This is a genomic window from Bacillus massiliglaciei, assembly GCF_900098925.1.
GTDB classification, from domain to species: domain Bacteria; phylum Bacillota; class Bacilli; order Bacillales; family DSM-1321; genus Peribacillus; species Peribacillus massiliglaciei.
Genome location: NZ_LT622357.1, coordinates 49,644 through 70,081 on the forward strand (window position 1 = coordinate 49,644; position 20,438 = coordinate 70,081).

General features: G+C 45.3%; 28 protein-coding genes. 8 read left to right on the forward strand and 20 right to left on the reverse strand.

All coding sequences use genetic code 11. The annotated features are described in order from the left end of the window. Nucleotides 1-50: 50 nt before the first annotated feature. The gene (gene holA / locus BQ4305_RS05900; protein ID WP_110926929.1) at nt 51-1,079 is read right to left on the reverse strand and encodes a DNA polymerase III subunit delta; all 1,029 of its coding nucleotides are present in this window, start codon (nt 1,077-1,079) and stop codon (nt 51-53) included. Between the two features lie 335 nt (nt 1,080-1,414). Between holA and BQ4305_RS05905 the strand changes: the two genes are divergently transcribed. Continuing rightward, on the forward strand, nt 1,415-1,549 hold the full coding sequence (locus tag BQ4305_RS05905) for a YqzM family protein (protein ID WP_110926930.1): 135 nt from the start codon (nt 1,415-1,417) through the stop codon (nt 1,547-1,549). A 105-nt stretch (nt 1,550-1,654) separates the two neighbouring features. Here the strand turns inward: BQ4305_RS05905 and BQ4305_RS05910 are convergent, their stop codons facing one another. The 3 genes from BQ4305_RS05910 to BQ4305_RS05920 all read right to left on the reverse strand — a co-directional run bounded on the left by BQ4305_RS05910 (nt 1,655) and on the right by BQ4305_RS05920 (nt 5,288). Continuing rightward, nucleotides 1,655-3,967: a DNA internalization-related competence protein ComEC/Rec2 gene (locus BQ4305_RS05910; RefSeq protein WP_110926931.1), complete on the reverse strand. Its 2,313-nt coding sequence runs from the start codon at nt 3,965-3,967 to the stop codon at nt 1,655-1,657. A gap of 11 nt (nt 3,968-3,978) precedes the next feature. Further along, nucleotides 3,979-4,545, reverse strand: coding sequence for a ComE operon protein 2 (locus BQ4305_RS05915; protein ID WP_110926932.1), 567 nt, complete (start codon nt 4,543-4,545; stop codon nt 3,979-3,981). An 89-nt stretch (nt 4,546-4,634) separates the two neighbouring features. Continuing rightward, nucleotides 4,635-5,288: a helix-hairpin-helix domain-containing protein gene (locus BQ4305_RS05920; protein WP_110926933.1), complete on the reverse strand. Its 654-nt coding sequence runs from the start codon at nt 5,286-5,288 to the stop codon at nt 4,635-4,637. A gap of 91 nt (nt 5,289-5,379) precedes the next feature. Here BQ4305_RS05920 and comER point away from each other — a divergent pair, with 91 nt between their 5' ends. Continuing rightward, complete coding sequence (gene comER, locus BQ4305_RS05925; RefSeq protein WP_110926934.1) at nt 5,380-6,207, forward strand: late competence protein ComER; 828 nt, start codon at nt 5,380-5,382, stop codon at nt 6,205-6,207. A gap of 150 nt (nt 6,208-6,357) precedes the next feature. Here the strand turns inward: comER and BQ4305_RS22210 are convergent, their stop codons facing one another. Together BQ4305_RS22210 and BQ4305_RS05935 are read right to left on the reverse strand one after the other, a co-directional pair. Further along, nucleotides 6,358-6,636, reverse strand: coding sequence for an IS3 family transposase (locus tag BQ4305_RS22210; protein WP_407640144.1), 279 nt, complete (start codon nt 6,634-6,636; stop codon nt 6,358-6,360). Between the two features lie 297 nt (nt 6,637-6,933). Further along, on the reverse strand, nt 6,934-7,365 hold the full coding sequence (locus BQ4305_RS05935; RefSeq protein WP_110926936.1) for a MarR family winged helix-turn-helix transcriptional regulator: 432 nt from the start codon (nt 7,363-7,365) through the stop codon (nt 6,934-6,936). A 195-nt stretch (nt 7,366-7,560) separates the two neighbouring features. Between BQ4305_RS05935 and BQ4305_RS05940 the strand changes: the two genes are divergently transcribed. The 3 genes from BQ4305_RS05940 to BQ4305_RS05950 all read left to right on the forward strand — a co-directional run bounded on the left by BQ4305_RS05940 (nt 7,561) and on the right by BQ4305_RS05950 (nt 9,582). Continuing rightward, on the forward strand, nt 7,561-7,965 hold the full coding sequence (locus BQ4305_RS05940; protein WP_110926937.1) for a CidA/LrgA family holin-like protein: 405 nt from the start codon (nt 7,561-7,563) through the stop codon (nt 7,963-7,965). Further along, the gene (locus BQ4305_RS05945) at nt 7,935-8,627 is read left to right on the forward strand and encodes an LrgB family protein (RefSeq protein ID WP_110926938.1); all 693 of its coding nucleotides are present in this window, start codon (nt 7,935-7,937) and stop codon (nt 8,625-8,627) included. Before BQ4305_RS05940 ends, BQ4305_RS05945 begins: the two co-directional genes overlap by 31 nt. A 112-nt stretch (nt 8,628-8,739) precedes the next feature. Further along, nucleotides 8,740-9,582, forward strand: coding sequence for an aldo/keto reductase (locus tag BQ4305_RS05950; protein WP_110926939.1), 843 nt, complete (start codon nt 8,740-8,742; stop codon nt 9,580-9,582). Between the two features lie 51 nt (nt 9,583-9,633). Here BQ4305_RS05950 and BQ4305_RS05955 read toward each other — a convergent pair whose 3' ends face one another. The 12 genes from BQ4305_RS05955 to BQ4305_RS06010 form a co-directional block, all read right to left on the reverse strand. Then, nucleotides 9,634-9,846, reverse strand: a complete 213-nt coding sequence (locus BQ4305_RS05955) for a hypothetical protein (RefSeq protein WP_110926940.1) — start codon at nt 9,844-9,846, stop codon at nt 9,634-9,636. Next, on the reverse strand, nt 9,843-10,259 hold the full coding sequence (locus BQ4305_RS22215; protein WP_110926941.1) for an IS3 family transposase: 417 nt from the start codon (nt 10,257-10,259) through the stop codon (nt 9,843-9,845). The genes BQ4305_RS05955 and BQ4305_RS22215 overlap by 4 nt, the downstream gene beginning before the upstream one ends. Then, nucleotides 10,145-10,705, reverse strand: a complete 561-nt coding sequence (locus tag BQ4305_RS05965; protein ID WP_110926942.1) for a helix-turn-helix domain-containing protein — start codon at nt 10,703-10,705, stop codon at nt 10,145-10,147. Before BQ4305_RS05965 ends, BQ4305_RS22215 begins: the two co-directional genes overlap by 115 nt. 65 nt (nt 10,706-10,770) lie before the next feature. After that, nucleotides 10,771-11,517: a class I SAM-dependent DNA methyltransferase gene (locus tag BQ4305_RS05970; protein WP_110926943.1), complete on the reverse strand. Its 747-nt coding sequence runs from the start codon at nt 11,515-11,517 to the stop codon at nt 10,771-10,773. Then, complete coding sequence (gene rsfS / locus BQ4305_RS05975; RefSeq protein WP_110926944.1) at nt 11,514-11,870, reverse strand: ribosome silencing factor; 357 nt, start codon at nt 11,868-11,870, stop codon at nt 11,514-11,516. The genes BQ4305_RS05970 and rsfS overlap by 4 nt, the downstream gene beginning before the upstream one ends. Next, complete coding sequence (yqeK, locus tag BQ4305_RS05980) at nt 11,870-12,442, reverse strand: bis(5'-nucleosyl)-tetraphosphatase (symmetrical) YqeK (protein WP_110926945.1); 573 nt, start codon at nt 12,440-12,442, stop codon at nt 11,870-11,872. The genes rsfS and yqeK overlap by 1 nt, the downstream gene beginning before the upstream one ends. Beyond that, nucleotides 12,432-13,001 (reverse strand): nicotinate-nucleotide adenylyltransferase, encoded by a 570-nt coding sequence (locus BQ4305_RS05985; protein WP_110926946.1) that lies wholly within the window; start codon nt 12,999-13,001, stop codon nt 12,432-12,434. Before BQ4305_RS05985 ends, yqeK begins: the two co-directional genes overlap by 11 nt. A 12-nt stretch (nt 13,002-13,013) precedes the next feature. Beyond that, nucleotides 13,014-13,304 (reverse strand): ribosome assembly RNA-binding protein YhbY, encoded by a 291-nt coding sequence (gene yhbY, locus BQ4305_RS05990; RefSeq protein WP_110926947.1) that lies wholly within the window; start codon nt 13,302-13,304, stop codon nt 13,014-13,016. Beyond that, nucleotides 13,298-14,140, reverse strand: a complete 843-nt coding sequence (aroE, locus tag BQ4305_RS05995) for a shikimate dehydrogenase (protein WP_110926948.1) — start codon at nt 14,138-14,140, stop codon at nt 13,298-13,300. The genes yhbY and aroE overlap by 7 nt, the downstream gene beginning before the upstream one ends. A gap of 21 nt (nt 14,141-14,161) precedes the next feature. Next, entirely contained in the window at nt 14,162-15,268 is a 1,107-nt protein-coding gene (yqeH, locus tag BQ4305_RS06000; protein WP_110926949.1) for a ribosome biogenesis GTPase YqeH, read from the reverse strand. Next, nucleotides 15,265-15,786: a YqeG family HAD IIIA-type phosphatase gene (locus BQ4305_RS06005; RefSeq protein WP_110926950.1), complete on the reverse strand. Its 522-nt coding sequence runs from the start codon at nt 15,784-15,786 to the stop codon at nt 15,265-15,267. Before BQ4305_RS06005 ends, yqeH begins: the two co-directional genes overlap by 4 nt. A 2-nt stretch (nt 15,787-15,788) precedes the next feature. After that, on the reverse strand, nt 15,789-16,055 hold the full coding sequence (locus tag BQ4305_RS06010) for a hypothetical protein (RefSeq protein ID WP_110926951.1): 267 nt from the start codon (nt 16,053-16,055) through the stop codon (nt 15,789-15,791). A 164-nt stretch (nt 16,056-16,219) separates the two neighbouring features. On the opposite strand from BQ4305_RS06010, the gene BQ4305_RS06015 reads away from it, so the two are divergent. Continuing rightward, nucleotides 16,220-16,372: a sporulation histidine kinase inhibitor Sda gene (locus tag BQ4305_RS06015; protein WP_110926952.1), complete on the forward strand. Its 153-nt coding sequence runs from the start codon at nt 16,220-16,222 to the stop codon at nt 16,370-16,372. A 26-nt stretch (nt 16,373-16,398) separates the two neighbouring features. On the opposite strand, the gene BQ4305_RS06020 is transcribed toward BQ4305_RS06015, so the two are convergent. Continuing rightward, the gene (locus BQ4305_RS06020) at nt 16,399-17,190 is read right to left on the reverse strand and encodes a phosphatidylserine decarboxylase (RefSeq protein ID WP_110926953.1); all 792 of its coding nucleotides are present in this window, start codon (nt 17,188-17,190) and stop codon (nt 16,399-16,401) included. Nucleotides 17,191-17,305: 115 nt separating this feature from the next. Between BQ4305_RS06020 and pssA the strand changes: the two genes are divergently transcribed. Next, on the forward strand, nt 17,306-17,845 hold the full coding sequence (gene pssA / locus BQ4305_RS06025; RefSeq protein WP_407640138.1) for a CDP-diacylglycerol--serine O-phosphatidyltransferase: 540 nt from the start codon (nt 17,306-17,308) through the stop codon (nt 17,843-17,845). Between the two features lie 127 nt (nt 17,846-17,972). Here pssA and BQ4305_RS06030 read toward each other — a convergent pair whose 3' ends face one another. Next, nucleotides 17,973-19,772: a M3 family oligoendopeptidase gene (locus tag BQ4305_RS06030; RefSeq protein ID WP_110926955.1), complete on the reverse strand. Its 1,800-nt coding sequence runs from the start codon at nt 19,770-19,772 to the stop codon at nt 17,973-17,975. A gap of 190 nt (nt 19,773-19,962) precedes the next feature. On the opposite strand from BQ4305_RS06030, the gene BQ4305_RS06035 reads away from it, so the two are divergent. Beyond that, nucleotides 19,963-20,277: a hypothetical protein gene (locus BQ4305_RS06035; protein ID WP_110926956.1), complete on the forward strand. Its 315-nt coding sequence runs from the start codon at nt 19,963-19,965 to the stop codon at nt 20,275-20,277. Nucleotides 20,278-20,438 lie beyond the last annotated feature (161 nt).

A 20,438-nucleotide genomic window follows, 5' to 3' on the forward strand; every position in this document is an offset into this window, starting at 1 on the left:
TGAGAAAGCAAAAAGCGCCTGTATACAGTGCGCTTTTTTTGTGCCTTCCATTAGGAAGGCCGTCCTTCTTTTATTTTTATCATCAGAAGTTCCAGCATCAGAGTTTTATCCCCCTGTCCGGTTTTCATCCGGTAATCTGCTTCGGCCATTTCCGCCATCATCGCCATCAGCTCCCTTTCCTCAAACCTTCTCACCTTTTCCAAAGCAAGCTTCACACGGTAGGGATGAACCTTCATGAGTCCGGCAATTTTCTGCTGGCTGTACCCCTGTCTCGATAATTCCTTCACTTGATATAAAAGCCTTACCTGTCCGGCCATCACACTGAGAATTTTAATCGGCTCTTCATTTTGCCGAAGAAGATCACGAAGTATAGCAATCCCGCTTTCGACTTTTCGCTGCAAAATATGATCCACAAGCGTGAAGATATTCTGTTCAAGTGACTTGGCAACCAGCTTTTCCACGACAGCCGGCTCAATCCTCTTCTCTTCTCCCGCATAAAGAGACAGCTTATCAATTTCATTTGTCAGCATCATCAGATTCGTTCCGGACAGTTCAAGAAGACGGTCAATGGCCTGCTCATCAATCTGCACGCCGCTCTCTGCCGCCCTTTCCCGTACCCACACCTTCAGTTCGTGCTCGCCGAGCTTTTTGGCTTCGACAACGGCAGCACGGCGTTTCAGCTCCTTCGTAATTTTCTTCCGTTCATCCAATTTCTCATAAGGAGCAATGAAAACCAGTACAGAGTACGGAACCGGATCCGCCAAATAGGCTTCAAGGCGCTTTATATTATGCTCGACCTTCGACTTGTTTTTTTCCGCAGTAAGGAAAAAGGGATTCTGCACAAAAACAAGCCGCCTTTCTCCCATGAATGGCATGGTTTCCGCATCCTCAAGTGCGGTTTCAACTGGCGTTTCCTCCATGTCAAACTGGGAAAAATTAAAATCGATTTCCTCTTCAGTCAGGGCATTTTCCGCCAGCAGCTGCTTCGTTTCCTGAATCAAATAGCCTTCCTGGCCATATAGTAAATAAACGGGAGCAAACTTCCCTTTTTTTATATCTTTCCACACATCTAATACCAAAGAAACCCGCCTCTTTTATTATGTAGTCAATCTAATGGTATAGTCCCATGATGATTTTGACAAGCTATAAAGGAAACTTCCAGGCATTTGAAGGAATGGCCTTCGAAAAGACCATTCCCCAATCTATGTGAACGCTGGGCCGGAGCTCCCGGGATACTCCTTTTTCAGCGGATAATTCAGCGATCTGTCCAGCTGCTTTGTACGCTTATTTTGACCTTCCGGATTCCAAACTATTTGTGACAACTCTTGTCAGTAAAGGAAAACGAACAACGGATGTATAGCTTTTTCTCTGACAATGTTTTATACTATTTACAATAAATAGGAGGGGTTGCCAAATGAACGAATTTGAAAATAACGTCCAATCCAAAACAAATGACGTCTCAGACTCCATCATCGGCTTCGTCAGCTCTTTTTTATTTTTTGCCGTCATGTTTATCATAGCCGTTGTCATCAAAGCCGTTGCAGCCTGATTAAACCGAATAAGCATGATCCTTTAAGCAGGGGCTGCCGGCAGCAGTCTCTTTTTTTCATGGTTTTTTTGCAGCGCTTGCGGGATTCGCTTTACTACTTGCATCTTATGGCAGGACCGTTTTAAAGGTTCCAGTCTGTTTTTCAAAAGTATAAATGACAGCCCCATCCCGGTCCGTCCGAAATATACGGAAACCGCTCCGCTCAAGCGCTTCCGTCACTTCTGAATGCGGATGCCCATAACGATTTCCTTTTCCCGCTGATATAATGGCAGCCTGAGGCTGGAGTTGCTGCAACAGTTCCTCTGAGGTCGAGGTTTTGCTGCCATGATGTCCAACTTTCAGTACATCCGCCTTCAGCTGAGGAAACGATTGAAGCATTTCCCGTTCTGTATCTGTACCGGCATCACCGGTAAACAGCCAGCTTATCCCGCCGATTTGTGCCAGAATCACAATAGAGGACTCGTTTTTTTCTTCTGACAATCGTTTTGCCGGATTCAGCACATAAAACTTCGCATCTCCCTCAGTCCATGCATGATCTTTTTTTACAGCAGTGATTGGAATCCCATCATTCACAGCCCTCATCATGAAATCCTGCTGGCGGTAATCCATTTCACTCCCTTTTCCAACCATCACTTCCTTCACCTTCATTTGATCCAAAAGATCAGCAGCCCCGCCAATATGATCCTGATCAGCGTGAGTCAAAATCAAGCGATCTAAATGACGGATTCCCTTGCTTTTCAATAGCGGTATAATCGTGTCATCCCCTGTAGAAAAGGATGACGTCCTTTCTTCCCACTCTTCTCTGTCAAAAATCGGCTGTCCCCCTGTATCAATTAAGTAATTGCCCTGATTATGGGGAAGCCTGATCAAGATTGCATCTCCTTGGCCAACATCGATAAAATGAACCTCACCCTTGGACGAAAGAAGCGGACTCCCATACTGAAACAGCAGCAGCAAGCATAGCAAAAGGGACCAGCCGTTTGAATTTTTCAAACCAGACATTTCCCAGCTGAGCAGCAAACGAATGCTTAAAAGCGGCAGCAGCAAGGAAACCAAAAAAACTGGCCTGCCCAAAACAACAGAAGACAGCGGCAGATCAGAAACGAAGCCAGCGGCAGCATTGCAGATAGCAAACGCCTTGTCGAGCAGTAAAATAATCAGGTTTCCCAAGGCAGGAGACAAAACATGCAGCAGAAGAGAAAGCATGGACATTGGCAAAAGAACAGCGGAGTAAACGGGGACAAACAGGATATTTAAAAATACACCAAGGAAGGAGACCTCAAAAAAATGGTAAACAAGCAAAGGCATTGCAGCAAGCTGGCAAACCGCACTGATGACTAGAAGGGCAGCCGTTTTTTGGCTGTACCTGCCGATAATCGGCAAAGAAAGGATGATGGAAAAAGTGACAGCAAACGAAAGCTGAAAGCCAACCTGGTAAATAAAGAAAGGGTTATAAAGAAGCATCAGCATATATACAGCCGCCAGTATCCCAGCTGCAGATCCGCTCTTTTTTTGCAAAGAAACTATAAAAAAGACCATAGCCATGATGCCTGAGCGGACGACAGAAGGCGCCCCGCCCGACAGAATCATATACATCGGCAGGAAACACACCATCAGCAGCATCGTCTTTTCCCTTGTTATGCCGAAACGGATACAAAGGAAGAACAGCATCCCTGTCAGAAAACTTACATGTAGCCCTGAAATGGCAAGCAAATGAACAAGACCGAGTTTTTGATAATCAGAAAGTATTTTCTCATCGATCATCTTCTGGTCGCCGAATATAAGGGCTGCGGCAAATCCAGCCGAATCTTCAGGAAAATGCTGATACACATATTGCAATCCTGCATACCGATACTGCCTGACAGCATTCCCCAGCGTTTTTTTCGGTTTCATGCAGGCGGAAAAGGAAAGATTGTCCGCTTTCCAAATCCAATGAATGTGCTGAGCGTGAAGGTAGGATTGATAATTGAAGCTGTTTTCGTTGCGGTTTGGTTCAGGGGCGGTCAGCCTTCCCGAAGACGGGCAGGTCATTCCCATTTTGAAGTTAGTTTGGAGGAATTGTTTTTCTTCTTCAGAGTGAATCGTGTATCTCAGCATTATTTTTTCTTTTGTTTCACTTTGTATGACGGCCCTCAGCTGATTGCCGTCAATGTCCGGGCTGCCGGTAAAGGTCACCTGCAGCAGCCGTTCATCCCCTTGATAACCGGTGACATTGCGAGTCTCCGCATGATAGGCAGCTGCAGCAAACAGCAGAAATGCTGCAGCATAAAGAAGCAGAATTCTTTTTCCCTGACGGAAGCGGTAAAAAAGATAAAGGCAGAACAAAAGCAAGACATATATATATTTCGCTCCCCACAAGGAAAGAGCCGTCACCCCAAAAGTGGCGGAGACGGCCATAAAAAGAAGATTTCGGTTCATTCAAAACCCCCTTATTTCCGCCTGATAAATAATTCTTCGGCTTCTTCCCTCATTTTCTCTATTTCTTCTGCTTTTACTCCCGCATCGCTCATCCGGCTGAGCAAGGAAGAAACGAAATCTAATTTTTCCTGTCCATGCGCATCCAGCACTTGCTGATACGGGACTTTTTCCGTATGTACACCTGCCTGCCTGAACAATTCTTCGGCATATGGATGATTTTTATAATCCGCTGCATAATAGACCGCCCGGATTCCTGCCTGAATAATGGATTTACAGCATTGAAGGCAAGGGAAATGGGTGACATATATTTCAGCTCCCGCCGTAGGCACGCCAAATTTAGCACATTGCAAAAGGGCGTTCATTTCAGCATGAACCGTCCGGACACAATGTCCGTCAATCACATAGCAGCCGTCATCAATACAGTGAGTTCCGCCTGCTATAGACCCGTTATATCCTCCTGCAATGATTCGATTATCCCGGACAATCGTCGCTCCGACCGTCAGACGGGTACATGTGCTTCTTAATGCAAGCAGATGGCTTTGTGCCATAAAATATTGATCCCAGCTTATCCGATCCATGATGTTTTTCCTCTTCCTTTCTCTGTCCTTTTCTCTATTTTACCTTTTGCCGGCATGATTGGGTACCCCTCCCCTGCCTTCCTGTGCTGCTAATTAACGGTAAGATGTTCTTTCAGCTTTTCAAATGTTTTATCCCCAATGCCTGATACGTTTTTTAAATCCTCAACACTTTGGAACTTGCCCGTTGTTTCCCTGTATTCAATGATGGAAGAAGATTTTGACGGACCTACGCCGTTAAGAGTTTCCAATTCTTCTTTAGTGGCCGTGTTCAAATTAATTTTCCCGTCGCCGGAAGCACCCGCTGTTCCCGTCATTCCCGTTTCCGCTCCTGCTTCCGTTACGGAACTTCCCTCCGGCGCTTGCGTCTCTGTTTCCTCCTCCCCTTCCGCAGGCACATAAATTACCATCTGATCTTCTGCCAGCTGAGCGAGATTCACCTTCTTTTGATCAGATTTCTCAGTAAATCCTCCTGCCTGATCGATTAAATCGATGACCCTGTCCCCCGGTTTGGCAATGAATACTCCGGGGGATTTAACCGCTCCTTTCACATCGACTTTCATTACAGTATTCTTTGGTTCAGCAGGCTCTTCCGGTTCTTTTGATGCTTCCGGTTCCGCAGCGGTGAACAGGTTTGCCTGGGCATCAGGCTTCTCTTCTTTCTCCTGCCATAAAAAATACCCCGCAAAACAGGCGATCACTGCTGCAGCAGCAAGCCATTTTTTATATTTCTGTATCAGATCCATACAGCACCCCCTGCATTTTTCATGTCATAAGATCATAGAATCCATCATAGTGATTAGGAGAAGTTCTCTTCATCGAGAGGAGTTGGAAATAGTGAAACTCGGGATTATAGGAACAGGCAATATGGGCACCATCTTAATTGAGTCTTGGCTTGAGTCCGGTACGGTCATTCCGGCTGACCTGATTATCACAAACCGCACGCCCAAGAAAGCCGCCGCCCTGAAGGAAAAGTATCGTGGAATTGAAGTAGCCAGTACAGCTGTTGATATAGCAAAGAAAGCTGATATTCTCTTTATCTGTGTGAAGCCCCTGCAGATACACAGTCTGCTGCAGGAAATCAAATCACATCTGACAAGGGATCAATTCGTCGTGTCGATTACCAGCCCAATTTCCGTATCACAGCTTGAATCGGAACTCATCTGTTCATGCGCCCGTTTCATCCCCAGCATAACAAATCGGGCACTGTCCGGCGTTTCACTGCTCAGCTTCGGTGACAGATGCCAGCGAAAATGGAAAGCAGAACTGACAAAATTGGCAGAAGGCATTTCAAAGCCTGTTGCGATTGAAGAAAATATTACAAGGGTGGCATCCGATATTGTCAGCTGCGGACCGGCTTTTTTTAGTTTTCTTGCTCAGTCCTTCATCCAGGCTGCTTCAGACACCACATTAATTGATAAAAAAACAGCGACCATTCTGACGGAAAATATGCTGATCGGACTGGGGGACCTGTTAAGCAAAGGATTTTACACCTTGCCTACTTTGCAGGAAAAGGTTTGTGTAAAAGGCGGGATTACCGGAGAAGGAATAAAGGTTTTAGAGGAAGAGACAGGAGATATGTTCAAGCACTTGTTTCAGGCAACACACGGAAAATTCGCAGAAGATCTGGGCGAAACAAAGAAACAATTCCGGCCCATATATTAATATTCTGTATTGCTTTGCTGCAATCCTTCCCAGCACTTATAAAAATTTCATCAAGAAGAACGTCCGGGGTTTCCCGGTCTTTTTTCAGCACAAAAAAGCAATCCTCAAACAGTTTGAGGTGGTAGTGACCCCATAAAGTTAGAGTTTATATTATGCAGCTGATTGGCTGGTTTGAGTTCGGTATTGCACTGGACTTAAGCCATTCAATTTTTGCTTAAACCGTATGTTGTTATAATACTCTATGTACTCTGCTATTTTCTTCTTAAGCCCACCATACGACAGGAGTTCTTCTCCATCATCCATTTCCTGTTTCAGATTCCCAAAGAAATTCTCCATGGCTGCATTATCTGCACATGTGGCTCTTTTTAAATATGTAATATTAAATGTAACTTTTCGGACAAAAAGAAATCTAATTAACGAGAACCATATGGCCGCTGGATGCCTTTTTTGATTCTCTTAAATAATCCAATTCAGAAATTTAATAAATTCAAAGAGCTATTTTCAAAATAACTAATAGACAGTACGATTAAACGATATGAATACCAAATACGCAGTAAATAGCGGAGGAATGAAAATGAAATTAAACCAATTAAAAGAAATCGTCGATGGCTAGTAGAAGAAGGCGATGGTGATCCACCCCCTATTCTATAAATATTGCTAAGCCATACTCTCTTTCATTCTCCCTCTCATACGCCATCATCCTGCTTACCTTGGCAAAATCATTCACTAATCGATAAATGCCTCATTCAGCCGCAGCAAAAGCCTGCCGAACATTTCTTTCTCCTCGCCGGACCAATCATCAAGCATGCGATGATATCGCTCAAGACGCATCCTTTTATCAGCTTTTAAGCTCTGTTTGCCAAGCTTCGTAATCGCAAACAGACTGACCCGCCCGTCAGAAGGATCGGAGAAGCGCTGGATCAGCTTCTTCGTTTCCAAGGCCGCGGCCTGGCGAGACAACGTAGATATATCCAATTTAAAGCATTCGGCCAATTCCTTCACACGCGCCGGTCCGAATTCATCAAGCTGCCGTAATAACAGATACGCAGCTCTTTCCAGATTTCCGATTTTACGGTCGGAGTTATCGAGATATACAGCCCTCCTGATAAAAGTGGTGAGCTCATATTCAATTAATTCAATCGGATCTTGTTTTGACAAACGCCTCACTCCTTACAATTGACAACAGAAACATTAGTTGTATAATACAAACATATGAACATTTACTCAGAAAACATATAGAAAGATTTTGCATACATATATTTGTATAGTACAAATATATGTGCCAAAAGTAAAGAAACTTATCGAAGCAACAAGAAAGGGGGAAGCTGCTCTTCTCCAAAGAACAGCAACGTTGTGAAAGTCATACGCATCATACTGCAAATCATTATTTTATTCGCATTTTCCTTTATCGGGGGAGCCGTTCAGCAGCTCTTTCACCTGCCCATTCCCGGCAGTATCATCGGCTTAATCTTGCTCATCATATGTTTATCGGTTAAGATCATTCCCGTCAAACTGATTGAAGACGGAGCCGGATTTTTGCTGTCTTTTCTTCCGTTGCTATTCATTCCGGCCATGACGGGCGTCATCAATTATCCGTCACTGTTTTCCGCCAGCGGAGCGGCCCTGTTTTTAATCGTCGTGCTGAGCACCATCGTCACAATGATCGCCGCAGGGTACGCGAGCCAGCTGTTAGAACATAAAGCCAATCAGAGAAAGGAGAAAAAGAAGTGCAGCAAGCATGTATCGCAATCCTTATAATTTTGTTCACGGCCGCCGCCTATCTGGCCATGGTGAAATTATATGTGCGCTTTCCATATCCCATTCTCATACCCGTGTTGACGACTACGATTTTCATTATTGCCGTGCTGCTTTTTTTTCATATTCCGTATAAAGAGTATATGATCGGCGGACAATGGATCAATTCACTGCTCGGCCCCGCCGTGGTAGCTTTAGCATACCCGCTTTATAAGCAGCGCCGGATGTTAATCAAGTATATGTTTCCGATTATCGGCGGCGTATTGGCCGGTCTATTCTCCGGAATGGTCAGCGGCCTGTTATTTGCTGAGCTATTCGGCATCAGCCGGAGTTTGATTTTGTCCATCATCCCAAAATCAATCACGACTCCCGTCGCCATTCAGATTGCGTCCAGTATCGGCGGTATCCCTTCCATGACAGTCGTGTTCGTTATGATTGCAGGGTTTTCCGGCGTCATATTAGGGCCGCTGCTTCTCAAGTGGATCCGCATCCGCAGCTCACTCGGGAAAGGAATTGCATTCGGGAGCGCCTCCCATGCGCTCGGCACCTCAAAAGCAATGGAATACGGAGAATTAACGGTCTCCATGAGTTCTGTCTCCATGACGCTCTGCGCCGTTTTAGGGTCAGTCTTCGGACCTGTCGTAGCATGGATGTTTCAAATTTAAAGCTGTCGGTTCTCCGTCAGCTTTTTTATATGTGGATTATCTCGTTTTCTTCTAATATCGATGTTTCATTTGTAAGAAGAATGGTAAAGTAGAAAACAAGGAGGGGTTTAAGATGACTGCAGCAATTCCGCAAAAGAAACTGCTGGATGGGACAAGCATTCCCGCGATCGGCTTCGGTACATACGCTCTTAATGGAAACAACGGCGTTCATGCCGTTACCAGCGCCATTGATATCGGCTATCGTCTGATTGATACCGCTTATAACTATGAAAATGAAGGGGCGGTCGGAGAAGCCATCAAGAGAAGCTCTGTTCCGAGAGAGCAGCTATACGTGACATCCAAGCTTCCGGGACGCTACCATGAATATGACAAAGCTGTACAAACCATTCAAGAATCTTTATACCGCGCCGGTCTGGATTACTATGACCTGTATCTCGTCCATTGGCCGAACCCGAAACAAGACCTCTACACTAAAGCGTGGCAGGCACTGATTGATGCGAAAAAATGGGGCCTGATCCGCTCCATCGGTGTCTGCAATTTCCTGCCTGAACATATCGAACGGCTCGAACGTGAAACCGGCGTAAAGCCAGGCATAAACCAAATTGAACTGCATCCTGCTTTTAATCAGCAGCAGCAGCGGCAATGGCATGAAGAACAGGGCATCGTGACAGAATCATGGAGTCCGTTAGCCCGCGCCGGTGAAGTATTGAACGATCAAAAACTCGGACAGATTGCGGACAAATACGATAAAACCATTTCTCAAGTCATTTTACGCTGGCATATCCAGCTGGGCGCCATCCCGATCCCAAAATCAGCATCCCCAGAACGCCAGCTCGAAAACATCTCTGTTTTTGATTTCTCCCTTGATGAAAACGACATGAACATTATCAGCTCGCTTACCCGCCCCGACGGACGCATAAACGGTCAAGACCCGGCGGAGTATGAGGAGTTTTAAGCAAGCACATAAAGAAAGCTGACGGCATCATTCGTCAGCTTTTTTCTCATTTTATATATGTACACCCAGCTCCCGTTTCCATTCAGAAAGCCAATCCGTATCCCTAGATTCGTATTGCCTGCTTTGGCCGAAAGAGATAATTTCACCGTTATGAAGGTCTGCTATCGGACTTAAATACAGTTTTTCATTTCCTGTACATTTAAACTCTGTCACATCTGTTACTAATTTTTGAAGGCGGTAAGGTGCAGTAAACCGACGGATCAAACGTTTTTAGCCACTTTCCCCACCTTCCCTCTGTAGGAATTATAGCGGGATTTACGTGTGAATTTTCCACATTTTAAGTCTGGCTCCCCCATAATTCGCTGCACTTTTTTATGATTGATGACATGACCGTGTGCCTTTAATTCCGAATGAATCCGGCGGTATCCGTATCGTCCTTTATGTTTTTTAAACAATTCTAGAATGATATCTTTCCATTTTTGATCAGGATCTTCTTTCTTGCATTGTTGGATGTGATAATGATACGTAGCTTCAGGAATCCCTACTACTTCAAGGACATCGATTAATCGGAATCCTTCTTTGCGGAGTTCGAATGCCAGCGCTGCCTGTGCTTTTCGAGGAAGGCATCCGGGTTCTCCTGAAAAACGTTTAGCTTTTTTAAATACGCTACCTCTAATCGAAGCAGTTCATTTTCACGTTCTAACCGTTCTTCACGAGATTCTGTTCCCCGCTTAGATCCATTCAATTTTGGTTTTTTAGACATAGGAAGCCGTCCTTTCCTTTTTTCTTCGAGGCCTTCTATCCCTTCATCTAAGAATTTCCTTCTCCAATTGGCAATTAAAGAAGGGTTATTCAGATTAAATTCCATCGCTGTATCATAGTAAGAAGCCTCTGTTTGTTTCATAAAGTGTAATACAGTACGTTTGAATTGAACAGAATAAACTTGTTTTCCCCGTTTCCTTTCTATGCCTGCTTCTCCATATTCTTTATAAGAACGTACCCAGTTTTGTATGGAAGTACGATTTGGTATGCCGTATTTTTGGGCTAATTGATGATAGCTTAAACTACCTGATAGATATTCCCTTACGATTCTTAATTTCGTTTCTTTACTATATTTCACCATAGAAAAACACCCCAGAAGTTAGATTTTGAACTCTAACTTCTGGAGTGCGGCACCGGTTCACTTTTTTATTTTTTTCTGGCTATAAATAAAATCCGCTCTGTGTCTGCCTGAACCGGCTGTTCTTCCAAATCGCCCAGCACTTCCAAAAGTTCAAAACCGGCCGCTTCAAGCCAGGTCTGATATGTTTCAGCCGGATAAGTCCTTTGGGAATGGAATTCATCAAAGCGGTCATACAGTCCGCTTTCTTCCTCCAGCACAAAAAAGCTCAAGTCATGTTCGACACTGTATGGTTCGCTGCCCGGAAAACAGTTCCAAATATAGGATACACGGTCATCATTCACGGCAAACGTCTGATTCTGAAAAATATGCTCCATCTTATAAACCGAATGGACATCGAACAAAAACAGTCCCTGCGGTTTTACATGCCTGGACACGCCCGCAAACGTATCCAAGACATCCTGTTCCGTACGTAAATAATTCAGCGAATCGCAAAAAATCGTTACACAGTCAAATTGACCGAGCCCTTCCAATTCAGCCATATTTTGCTGAAAAAAAGGAATGTTCAGCCGTTCTTTCTCCGCCTTGGCACGAGCCACCATGAGCATTTCTTCGGACAAGTCGACTCCTGTAACCTCAAAGCCATGCCTAGCCAGCTCCAGAGTGATTTCCCCCGTGCCGCAGGCGAGATCAAGTACCTGAGAACCCATGATCTTATATTTCTGAAGCTTCGCCGTCAAAAGCTCAAGCCATTTATCATAGGGCACGTCCTTCATCAGCTCATCGTACACATAGGCAAAGCGCTCGTAACTCATGGAGTCAATTCACTTTGCAAATCTTCCGTTGGTGCATCTCCCCACAACCGTTCAAGGTTGTAGTAGCTTCTTTCGTCCTTATGGAAGACATGTGCAATCACATCTCCAAGGTCCACAAGCACCCATTTCGCTTCATCAAAGCCTTCAAGGCGCTTGACATTTACTCCGGCTTCATCTGCTTTGGATTTCATTTCCCTGGCAATCGCCTGGACCTGCTTTTCTGAATTTCCGTGGCAAATCAGGAAGTAATCCGCTACCAAAGAAATCCCTTGCATATTTAGAGCCACAATATCCTCTGCCCTTTTATCGTCTGCAGCTTTTGCCGCGAGGGACAGCAGTTCACGTTCAGTCATTACATCTTCTCCTTCAATTTAAAAATTAAGTCATTGTACGTTTGAAACGTATCCGGATAAATCGTCTGGTTTCTTGTCATTAAAAAAACAATCGTATTTCTCAAAGCCTGAATGAGCGCATGATCCAAATTATGTTTCGCCGTTTCCCTGACTTCATCGACACCCGGAAATGACCGGCCCGGCTCAATATAATCAGCGACATAAATCACCTTGTCTAAAAGAGTCATTCCAATCCGACCCGAAGTATGGTAGCGAATGGCATCCAGCACTTCCGGATCTGTAATCCCGGCTTCTTTTTCTACCAGATAGGCTCCCGCCGGGGCATGCAGCAGTTCTTCATTGTACTGAAGCAGGGCAGGATCCATATTTTCAGAAAGAATGATTTGCTGCATTTCCTCTTTCGGACGAAACTTGGCATAATCATGAAAAATGGCTGCCAGTTCCGCCTTCTTCACATCCGCTCCATAACGTTCTGCCAGTTCAATTGCACAGTCGGTCACGCCAAGTGTGTGAATATAACGGCGCTCAGTCAGCTGCTCCTTAACAAGCGCAAGAGCTTCCTCACGATTCATATAAATCATTCTCCTTAATATACCTGACAACAGGATCAGGGATTAAATATTTCACCGTTTTTCCAGTGCGGAGCTTACGGCGAATCATGGAAGAAGAAATGAACATTTGCGGAACATCTACCATGATAATCGGATATTCAGTTTCGTCCTTATAACCTGGACGCTTCACTCCGACAAATTGAATCAGCTCTGCCAATTCCTCAATCCGATGCCATTTAGGCAGGTATTCAATCATGTCGGCGCCAATGATGAAGTAATACTCCACATCGCTTTCCCGCTCCATCAGAAGCTTGATCGTATCATAGGTATAGGATGTCCCCTTCCTCTCCAATTCAATATCTTCAATGAAGAAGGAGGGATGGCCGTCGAGTGCCTGTTCAAGCATTGTCAGACGGTCCAGATCAGAAACATCCCCTGTCTTCTCCTTATGAGGCGGGGTATGATTAGGCATGAACCGCACCTCATCAAGCGACAGAGCGTCCAATACCTCGTTGGCAATAATTAAATGCCCAATATGCGGAGGATTGAACGTCCCTCCTAAGATGCCGATTTTTCTCATAGTAAACTTCCTTTACGGTAATTGAAGTTGTTTGTTCTCTTTCGATTCTTTATATAAAACGATCGTATTTCCGATAACCTGCACCAACTCAGCACGGGCTCCCTTTGAAAGGCTGCCTGCAACGTCCTCACGGCTCTCTTCACAGTTTTGAAGAACGCTTACTTTAATCAGCTCCCGCGCTTCTAAAGCCTCACCGATTTGTTTGATGAGATTGTCATTCACGCCGCCTTTGCCCACTTGAAAAATGGGATTTAGGTGATGCGCCTTTGATCGTAAAAATCTTTTCTGTTTACCTGTCAGCATGTGTGACCTCCTAGTTTGTTCAAAACAATTTCCTGCATTCTGGCTGTATCAGGGTGAACGCCTGTCCAGATTTCAAAAGCGAGAGCCGCCTGATGGACAAACATTCCAAGTCCATTCTGAATCACAGCTCCTCTTTGTTCCGCGTCATGAAGCAGTTTCGTTTTCAGCGGATTATAGATAATATCGCTGATCAGCGTTCCCTGCTTGATCTGCTCCGGATTTAACGGGATACCGTCAAGATTCGGACTCATTCCGGAAGATGTGGTCTGTATAATCAGCTCATACTCCGCAAGCATTTCTTCCGCCTTTGCAATCGAGAGAGCCTGTGATTCGCATTCATACGGACAGTCTGCAATCAGCTTCTCGGCCCTTTCCACTGTACGGTTGGCAATGTCCACATTTCGGACGCCTTCTTTAACAAGCGTGAAATAGATGGCCCTGGCCGCACCTCCCGCACCGATGATCAAGGTTCTCGAATCCTTTAGACCGCCTTCTGATAAATCGCTTAACGACTTATAGAACCCTTTTCCATCTGTATTATACCCTACATAGCGCCCTTCTTCCCAGGAGACCGTATTCACTGCGCCGATGGCAAGGGCAAGTTCGTCCACTTCGTCCAGCAGCGGAATGATATTCTGCTTATGAGGAATGGTCACATTAAAACCAGATACCCCTATAGCTTTCATACCCTTCACGGCATCCTGCAAATCTTCCGGCTTCACATGAAAGTGATGGTACGCCGCCTCTATCCCCTGATGCCTGAATGCATCATTATGAATGGCTGGGGACATAGAATGGGCGATTGGATCACCAATTACGCCATATATCTTTTTCATCTCGTCACCGCCCGGTTAAAATTAAATCAACGACTTGCGCACCATTACATTAACGCCTTTAGGGACATGGGCCACAATCTTGGCTCCCGGCTCATTCACCGAAACCCACCCAAGACCGGAGAAGACAATATCCATCTTCGCTTCCTTCAGGGAAAATTGATGGGGCACAAGTTCTGGAAAAGTATCCATCTGTTCCATGCGCGGCGGAGTCAGAAGCTCGCCTGCATGGTTTTCATAAAGCTCATCCGCTTTCTCCAATTTAGTGCGGTGGATATTCAGCTCATTGGAAAGATAGCAAGTCAGCGGGCGTCGGCCTCCTGATACATAATCAAGGCGTGCAAGCCCTCCGAAAAACAAGGTCTGCTCCTCATTCAGCTGGTACACTTTCGGTTTAATCTCTTTTTTCGGCATAATCAGCTTGAAGTCCCGCTTATCCACGAAATGAGCCATCTGGTGGTGATTGATGATTCCCGGGGTATCAATCAAAGCCCGTTCATCGTCCAATGGAATTTCAATCATATCCAGGGTCGTTCCAGGGAAATGGGAAGTCGTGATCACATCTTCTTCCCCGCTCACCTGCTTAATCAGCCGATTAATGAAGGTCGATTTCCCGACATTCGTGCAGCCAACCACATAGACATCCCGTCCTTTGCGGTAATGCTCAATCGCCTCCGCTGCCTCCTCGATGTTCTTGCCCTTTTCCGCACTTACGAGCAGAACATCAACCGGATTCAGGCCAAGCTCTTTCGCTGATTGCTTCATCCAGTTAATCAGTTTATTCTGCTTGACTGACTTTGGAAGAAGATCTGCCTTATTGCCGATCAAAAGGACATCATTCCTTCCGACAAATCGGTGCAATCCCGGAAGCCAGCTCCCATTGAAATCGAAAATATCGACAACCTTCACAATCAAGGAATCCGTTTCGCCGACCCGGTTCAGGATTTTCAGAAAATCATCATCGGTCAGTGAAACATCCTGCACCTCATTGTAATGCTTCAGTTTAAAACAGCGCTGGCAGACGATCATTTCCTTTTCCAGCGCGGATTTCGGCGCATAGCCCAGTTCATTCGGATCATCGGTCTGCACTTTAACCCCGCAGCCGATACAGATTAACTCCTCGTGACTCAATTGCGTTCCTCCCATTCTATCATTCCTTTTCGTTTAAAAAACCTCATGATTCTGCGCTCGAAATAACGATTGATCTTCGTCCGGAACTCATCCGTTGTCGCCACCGGCACAACCAAAATGGTATGCAGGCCGACCCGGTTGCCTCCAAGGACATCGGTCAAAAGCTGGTCGCCGATGACCACCGTCTCTTCAAGCTTTGTCCCCATATTGGCACGCGCCTTTTTAAAGGCTCTCGTCAGCGGCTTTCTCGCCTGATGGATAAAAGGGATATGAAGCGGGTCCGAAAAGGTCCGCACCCGGTTTTCATTATTATTAGACACAATGGTCACTAAAATCCCATGGTCTCTCATATTATCAAACCATTTGATCAATTCCGGCGTGGCAGTCGGCCTGTCCCATGCAACAAGTGTGTTATCCAGGTCCGTGATAATGCCCTTTATGCCTCTCTTTTTTAAATCTTCTGCTTTTATCTCAAAAATACTTTGCACATGTTCACTCGGCAAAAAATGTTTTAGCATTATTACACCTCTATCAAATGATGAATACCGTTTCCATCATAACGAATTTTTCCCATTGTTTCAAAAGAAAGAAAAGTCACTCTTTTACACCCGCAGTGTCCAGTCTTATTCTGACCCGCATTCTTTACTCTTAAATAACTGCCTAAAAACAGCGTGTTCCAAAAATACTTTTCGACAAAAAAACAAGTTTCTCCATTTGTGGATAAAGTTACCCACACTCTGTCATTTATTTTACCTCGGATTTTGGTTTTTATTAACAGATTAACCACAAGTTATCCCCTGTTCTATGTGGATAATGTGAGGATTGTTCCGGTGTTTTATTTCTGCTAAAGTTAGATTACATCAAAGATGACCTACCAATATATGCAAGAATCGGACATCTTATTCCCAGGAATATTCCCTACTGGAGGTGAATGGCCTTAAGGGCCCCGTCATGCACAAACTTTCGGATGACTTATTATTGGAGTCGTATTTCAAAGCCCGGCAATTGAAACTGAGCGAAGAATTCATTACGTTAATTGAGACGGAAATCCACAGACGGTCTCTATCCCACAGAATCCCTGTCCTCCAGAATTCAAATATATAGACATGGCTGGCAAATAGGTCAGCCTGTCAGCCGCTTAGGCGGCTCAGCGTACCGATTTTCTGACCGACATGGACATCGGCAGGAACAGAGAGAGACGTCTCCATTTCAAAACATCCTTTTTCAAAAAATAGAACAACCGTTGAACCAAAGCTGAAATAGGAAAATTCCTGTCCGATTTTTAATTCATTGGATGAATCCGTGATCACAATCGAATTGACAAACATGGCCCCTACCTTCGCAATGGCAACATGCCCGTTTACCGTTTCCATTTCTGTGATGGTCCGATAATTTTTGGAGAGCGGCGCCTTGCCATATTTCATGCCCCAGCGATTCACCGGAAAGGATTTCTTCCCGAGCGTCCACCTTTTAAGGACAGATCCTGTAACCGGCGCATGAATCCGGTGATAATGGCTCGGACTCAAGTAAAGAACGGCATATCGGCCACCCAGATATTTTTCAAGGGTCGGTTCATCTGCGAACATCTCTGTCATGGAGTACACTTTATCTTTCACGATAATCTGCTTTTCCGGCTGTATTTCTCCAACATCCTCCAATACTCCGTCCACTGGGCTTGCCACGGCTAAAGCATCTTCTGTAATCGGCCGTGCCCCTTCTTTTAATTGCCGTGTAAATAGATCATGCAAGGTTTCATAAGCACCGATCTGCTTCATGCTTTCCCCTATATTCAGCCTGTAGGCCTTTGTATATAATGGAATAAAGGGCCTGCTCCATTTAGATTGGCTGAATCTTCTCAGCAGTCCTGATGTGATTCTTCCGTTTGTCAGTTCAATAAACAGCCGATAGATTGACTGCAGCATTTTCCCACCGCCTCTTCCTCATATATAAATGAGAGGAATCATTTACCTTTTCGAAAAATATCATTATATAATAAACCTCCGCAAAATTGAATACGGTTCTGGAAAGGAGATAAATTTGTTCTTTCTTCATACCTTCAGTCAAACACTTCGTAAAATGAAGACGCAAACGGCGAATATTCTGACCTTATTAAGCCTTTCGCTCGGCGGCAGCTCGATTCTGGCCGCCATGGAAAACGAAATCTATACCGGCATGCTTCTCATTTTTCTGGCCGCTTTATGCGACCGTCTCGACGGCGCAGCAGCCAGAAGGCTTCACATCGTTTCGGATTTTGGGAAACAGCTCGACTCCCTCTCAGATATTATTTCATTTGGGCTTGCCCCCGCTCTTCTATTATACCAGGGAATCCTTCATGAACTTGGGGCCGTTGGCGGCTTCTGTGTTATACTCTATGCCGGATGCGGCGCACTGCGGCTCGCCCGGTTCAACATCAGCGGCTGCACCGCCTTTTTTACAGGGCTGCCCATTACAGCAGCAGGATGTGCGGCTGCCCTAAGCTGCCTTGCCATTCCTTATGGCCCCCCTGTCATTTTCATGATCCTGCTCAGTCTCTTATCCATCTTAATGATCAGTCCGTTAAAAGTAAAAAAAATCTAAGAAAAGCCTGCCGTGACTGGCAGGCTTTAACTATACCACATAAAAAGTAAGATTCTGAGAGATGCCTTTCCTTATTTAAGGTTTCAAGCAGACAGGTGTCCCATTCAGTGCTTTTGGACAGACAGGCTTATGCCTTTCGGACAAGCGGGTCCGTCACCTCAAGAAATTCCTCAATATCCCTTACACAAATTCCCACCGCATCGCTCCAAAACGCTTCTTTCGTAAGGTCAGCTTCCAGATGCTTCATGGCCAGATCCTCCACCTTCATAGAACCTGTGTCACTTAGGAGGGATATATATTTTTCCTCGAAATTCCCTCCCGCTTCCTCTGCCTTCGCATAAATGCCAAGGGAGAACAAATAGCCAAAGGTATATGGGAAATTATAAAACGGAACACCTGTAATATAGAAATGAAGCTTTGAAGCCCAGAAGGTTGGATGATAATCTGCCAAGGCATCTTGGAAAGCTTCCTTCTGTGCCTCTTCCATCAAAGTACTGAGCCTGTCGGCTGTCACATAACCTGCCTTTCTTTCCTCATAAAACCTTGTTTCAAAAAGGAAGCGGGCATGAATGTTCATTAAAAGCGCCACAGAACGCTGAACCTTGTCATCCAGCAGCAAAAGCTTCTCAGACTCGCTGTCAGCCTCCTTGACGGATGCATCCGCCACAATCATCTCCGCAAATGTGGAGGCGGTCTCAGCCACATTCATCGCATATCCCCGGTTTAAAGGATGAATATCCTGCAAGACGTAGGAATGATAAGCATGTCCCAGCTCATGAGCCAAAGTGGAAACATTGGACGGAGTCCCGGAATATGTCATAAAGATTCTCGATTGCCCGGACAGCGGGAATCCCGTACAAAATCCGCCCGGCCGCTTATTCGGGCGGTCCTCTGCCTCGATCCACCTTTCCTCGAAGGCTTTTTTGGCAAAGGCCGCAAGCTTTGGACCGAACTTTTCAAACTGGCGGACAATGAAGTCTGCCCCCTCCTGAAAACTCATCGCCGACGTATCGGATGGACCAACAGCAAGGGGAGCATCAACATCCGCCCAGCCAAGCTTCCTGATTTCCAATAGTTCTGCCTTCCTTTTCATATACTGAACGAGTTTTCCTTTTTGATCAGATATCGCCTTCCACATATTGTCCAGCGTTGCTTCTTCCATCCGGTTATATTCCAGCGGCTCTTTCAGTACATGATCCCAGCCTCTTTTTTCATAGACACTGAGACGGAATCCAGCCAAATGGTTCAACGTTCTGGCAAGCAATTCTCTTTTTTCCGACCATGCCTTTTCCCATGCTGCAAAGACCCGCTCCCTTACAGCCCGGTCTGGATGGGAAAAGAGATTTTGCGCCTGACCGGCTGACAATTCCTTCACCGTTCCATTTTCCTCGTACGGGATTTTAATCGTGCTGACAATCGTATTATACATCTGGCCCCAGCCTTCATATCCATCAAGTGAAAGCTGTGTAATCAAGGCCTCTTCCTCCGCCGAAAGCTTTTCCTTGGCTTTTTCCCGGCGTTCGTTCAAGATAAAGCGAAGCTGGTTCAGCGGCTCTGATTGGATCAGTTCCTGGAAAAAGCCATCCTCCATTTCAGCCAGCTTCTGATCCAATAGATTAAAAGCATTCAGCAGAGCTGCCACAGATTGCAGATGCTGCACTTGCCAGCCTGCTGCCTCTGTATCTGTTGTATCCTGAGCCATCAGACAGCTGATATAGGCACTTGCCTCCCTTGCCGTTTGCTGACTGGCGCTTCCCGCTTCAAGAGCTTCATGCAGCCGAAGTCCATCCTCAGGACCGGAAGAAACCTGCCAGTTACCAACAAGCTCTTCAAAATCCTGAATGCCTGTTTTCACTTTATGTAAAAAATGAGGAAACTCCTCCCGCTTGATCAATGTCTCTAAATCCCACTTCATCTCTGCTCCCATAATAGATCCCTCCCCTTCTTGATACCCATTATATGGTTTATCGATAAGATTTTCTAGGAAGAACAATTCCTGCCTCTATGTATAAATGAAAGAAAATCTCATTTTTAGTTAATTTTCAGAATATTATTCTTTTTTTCTTTCTGAAAAAGGTGTATCATGAAAGTTAAACACGGAAGGGAGGATATAGAGCATGAAAATCATACTTTCGCTGACATTCTTGTTCTTCTTATTATCTCCCCATCCAATCCTGCAGGATCACAGCCATTATAATGCTAATGTCTCATCAGCCGATGATGATCATTCGGCACCGCTGAAAGCGGATGATAAGAAAACCTTTTGGCTGATAAACCCAGCTGTGGAGGAACCTTTTCCGCTGCTGTTTCTGCTGGTGCTGGCTGTCCCAATTATCTTGTTCAGCCGCCGCAGCAAACCTGCATTTATCTATCCCGTCTTTTATCAATCGAACTATGTGATCGCCGCCCTTGATCCATCCCATCCAAAATAAAAAGCAAAAGGAGGGAAGGTTCATGTGGGCACATCCAATCATGATCAGTTCATTCAGCATCACAGCATGCTGGCTGTTCGGATACCAGGCGATCCATATCAGTAAGGCTGTCCTCTTGTTTTTAAAGGGCTAACGCCATCTTAAACGGAAGGGCCAAACAC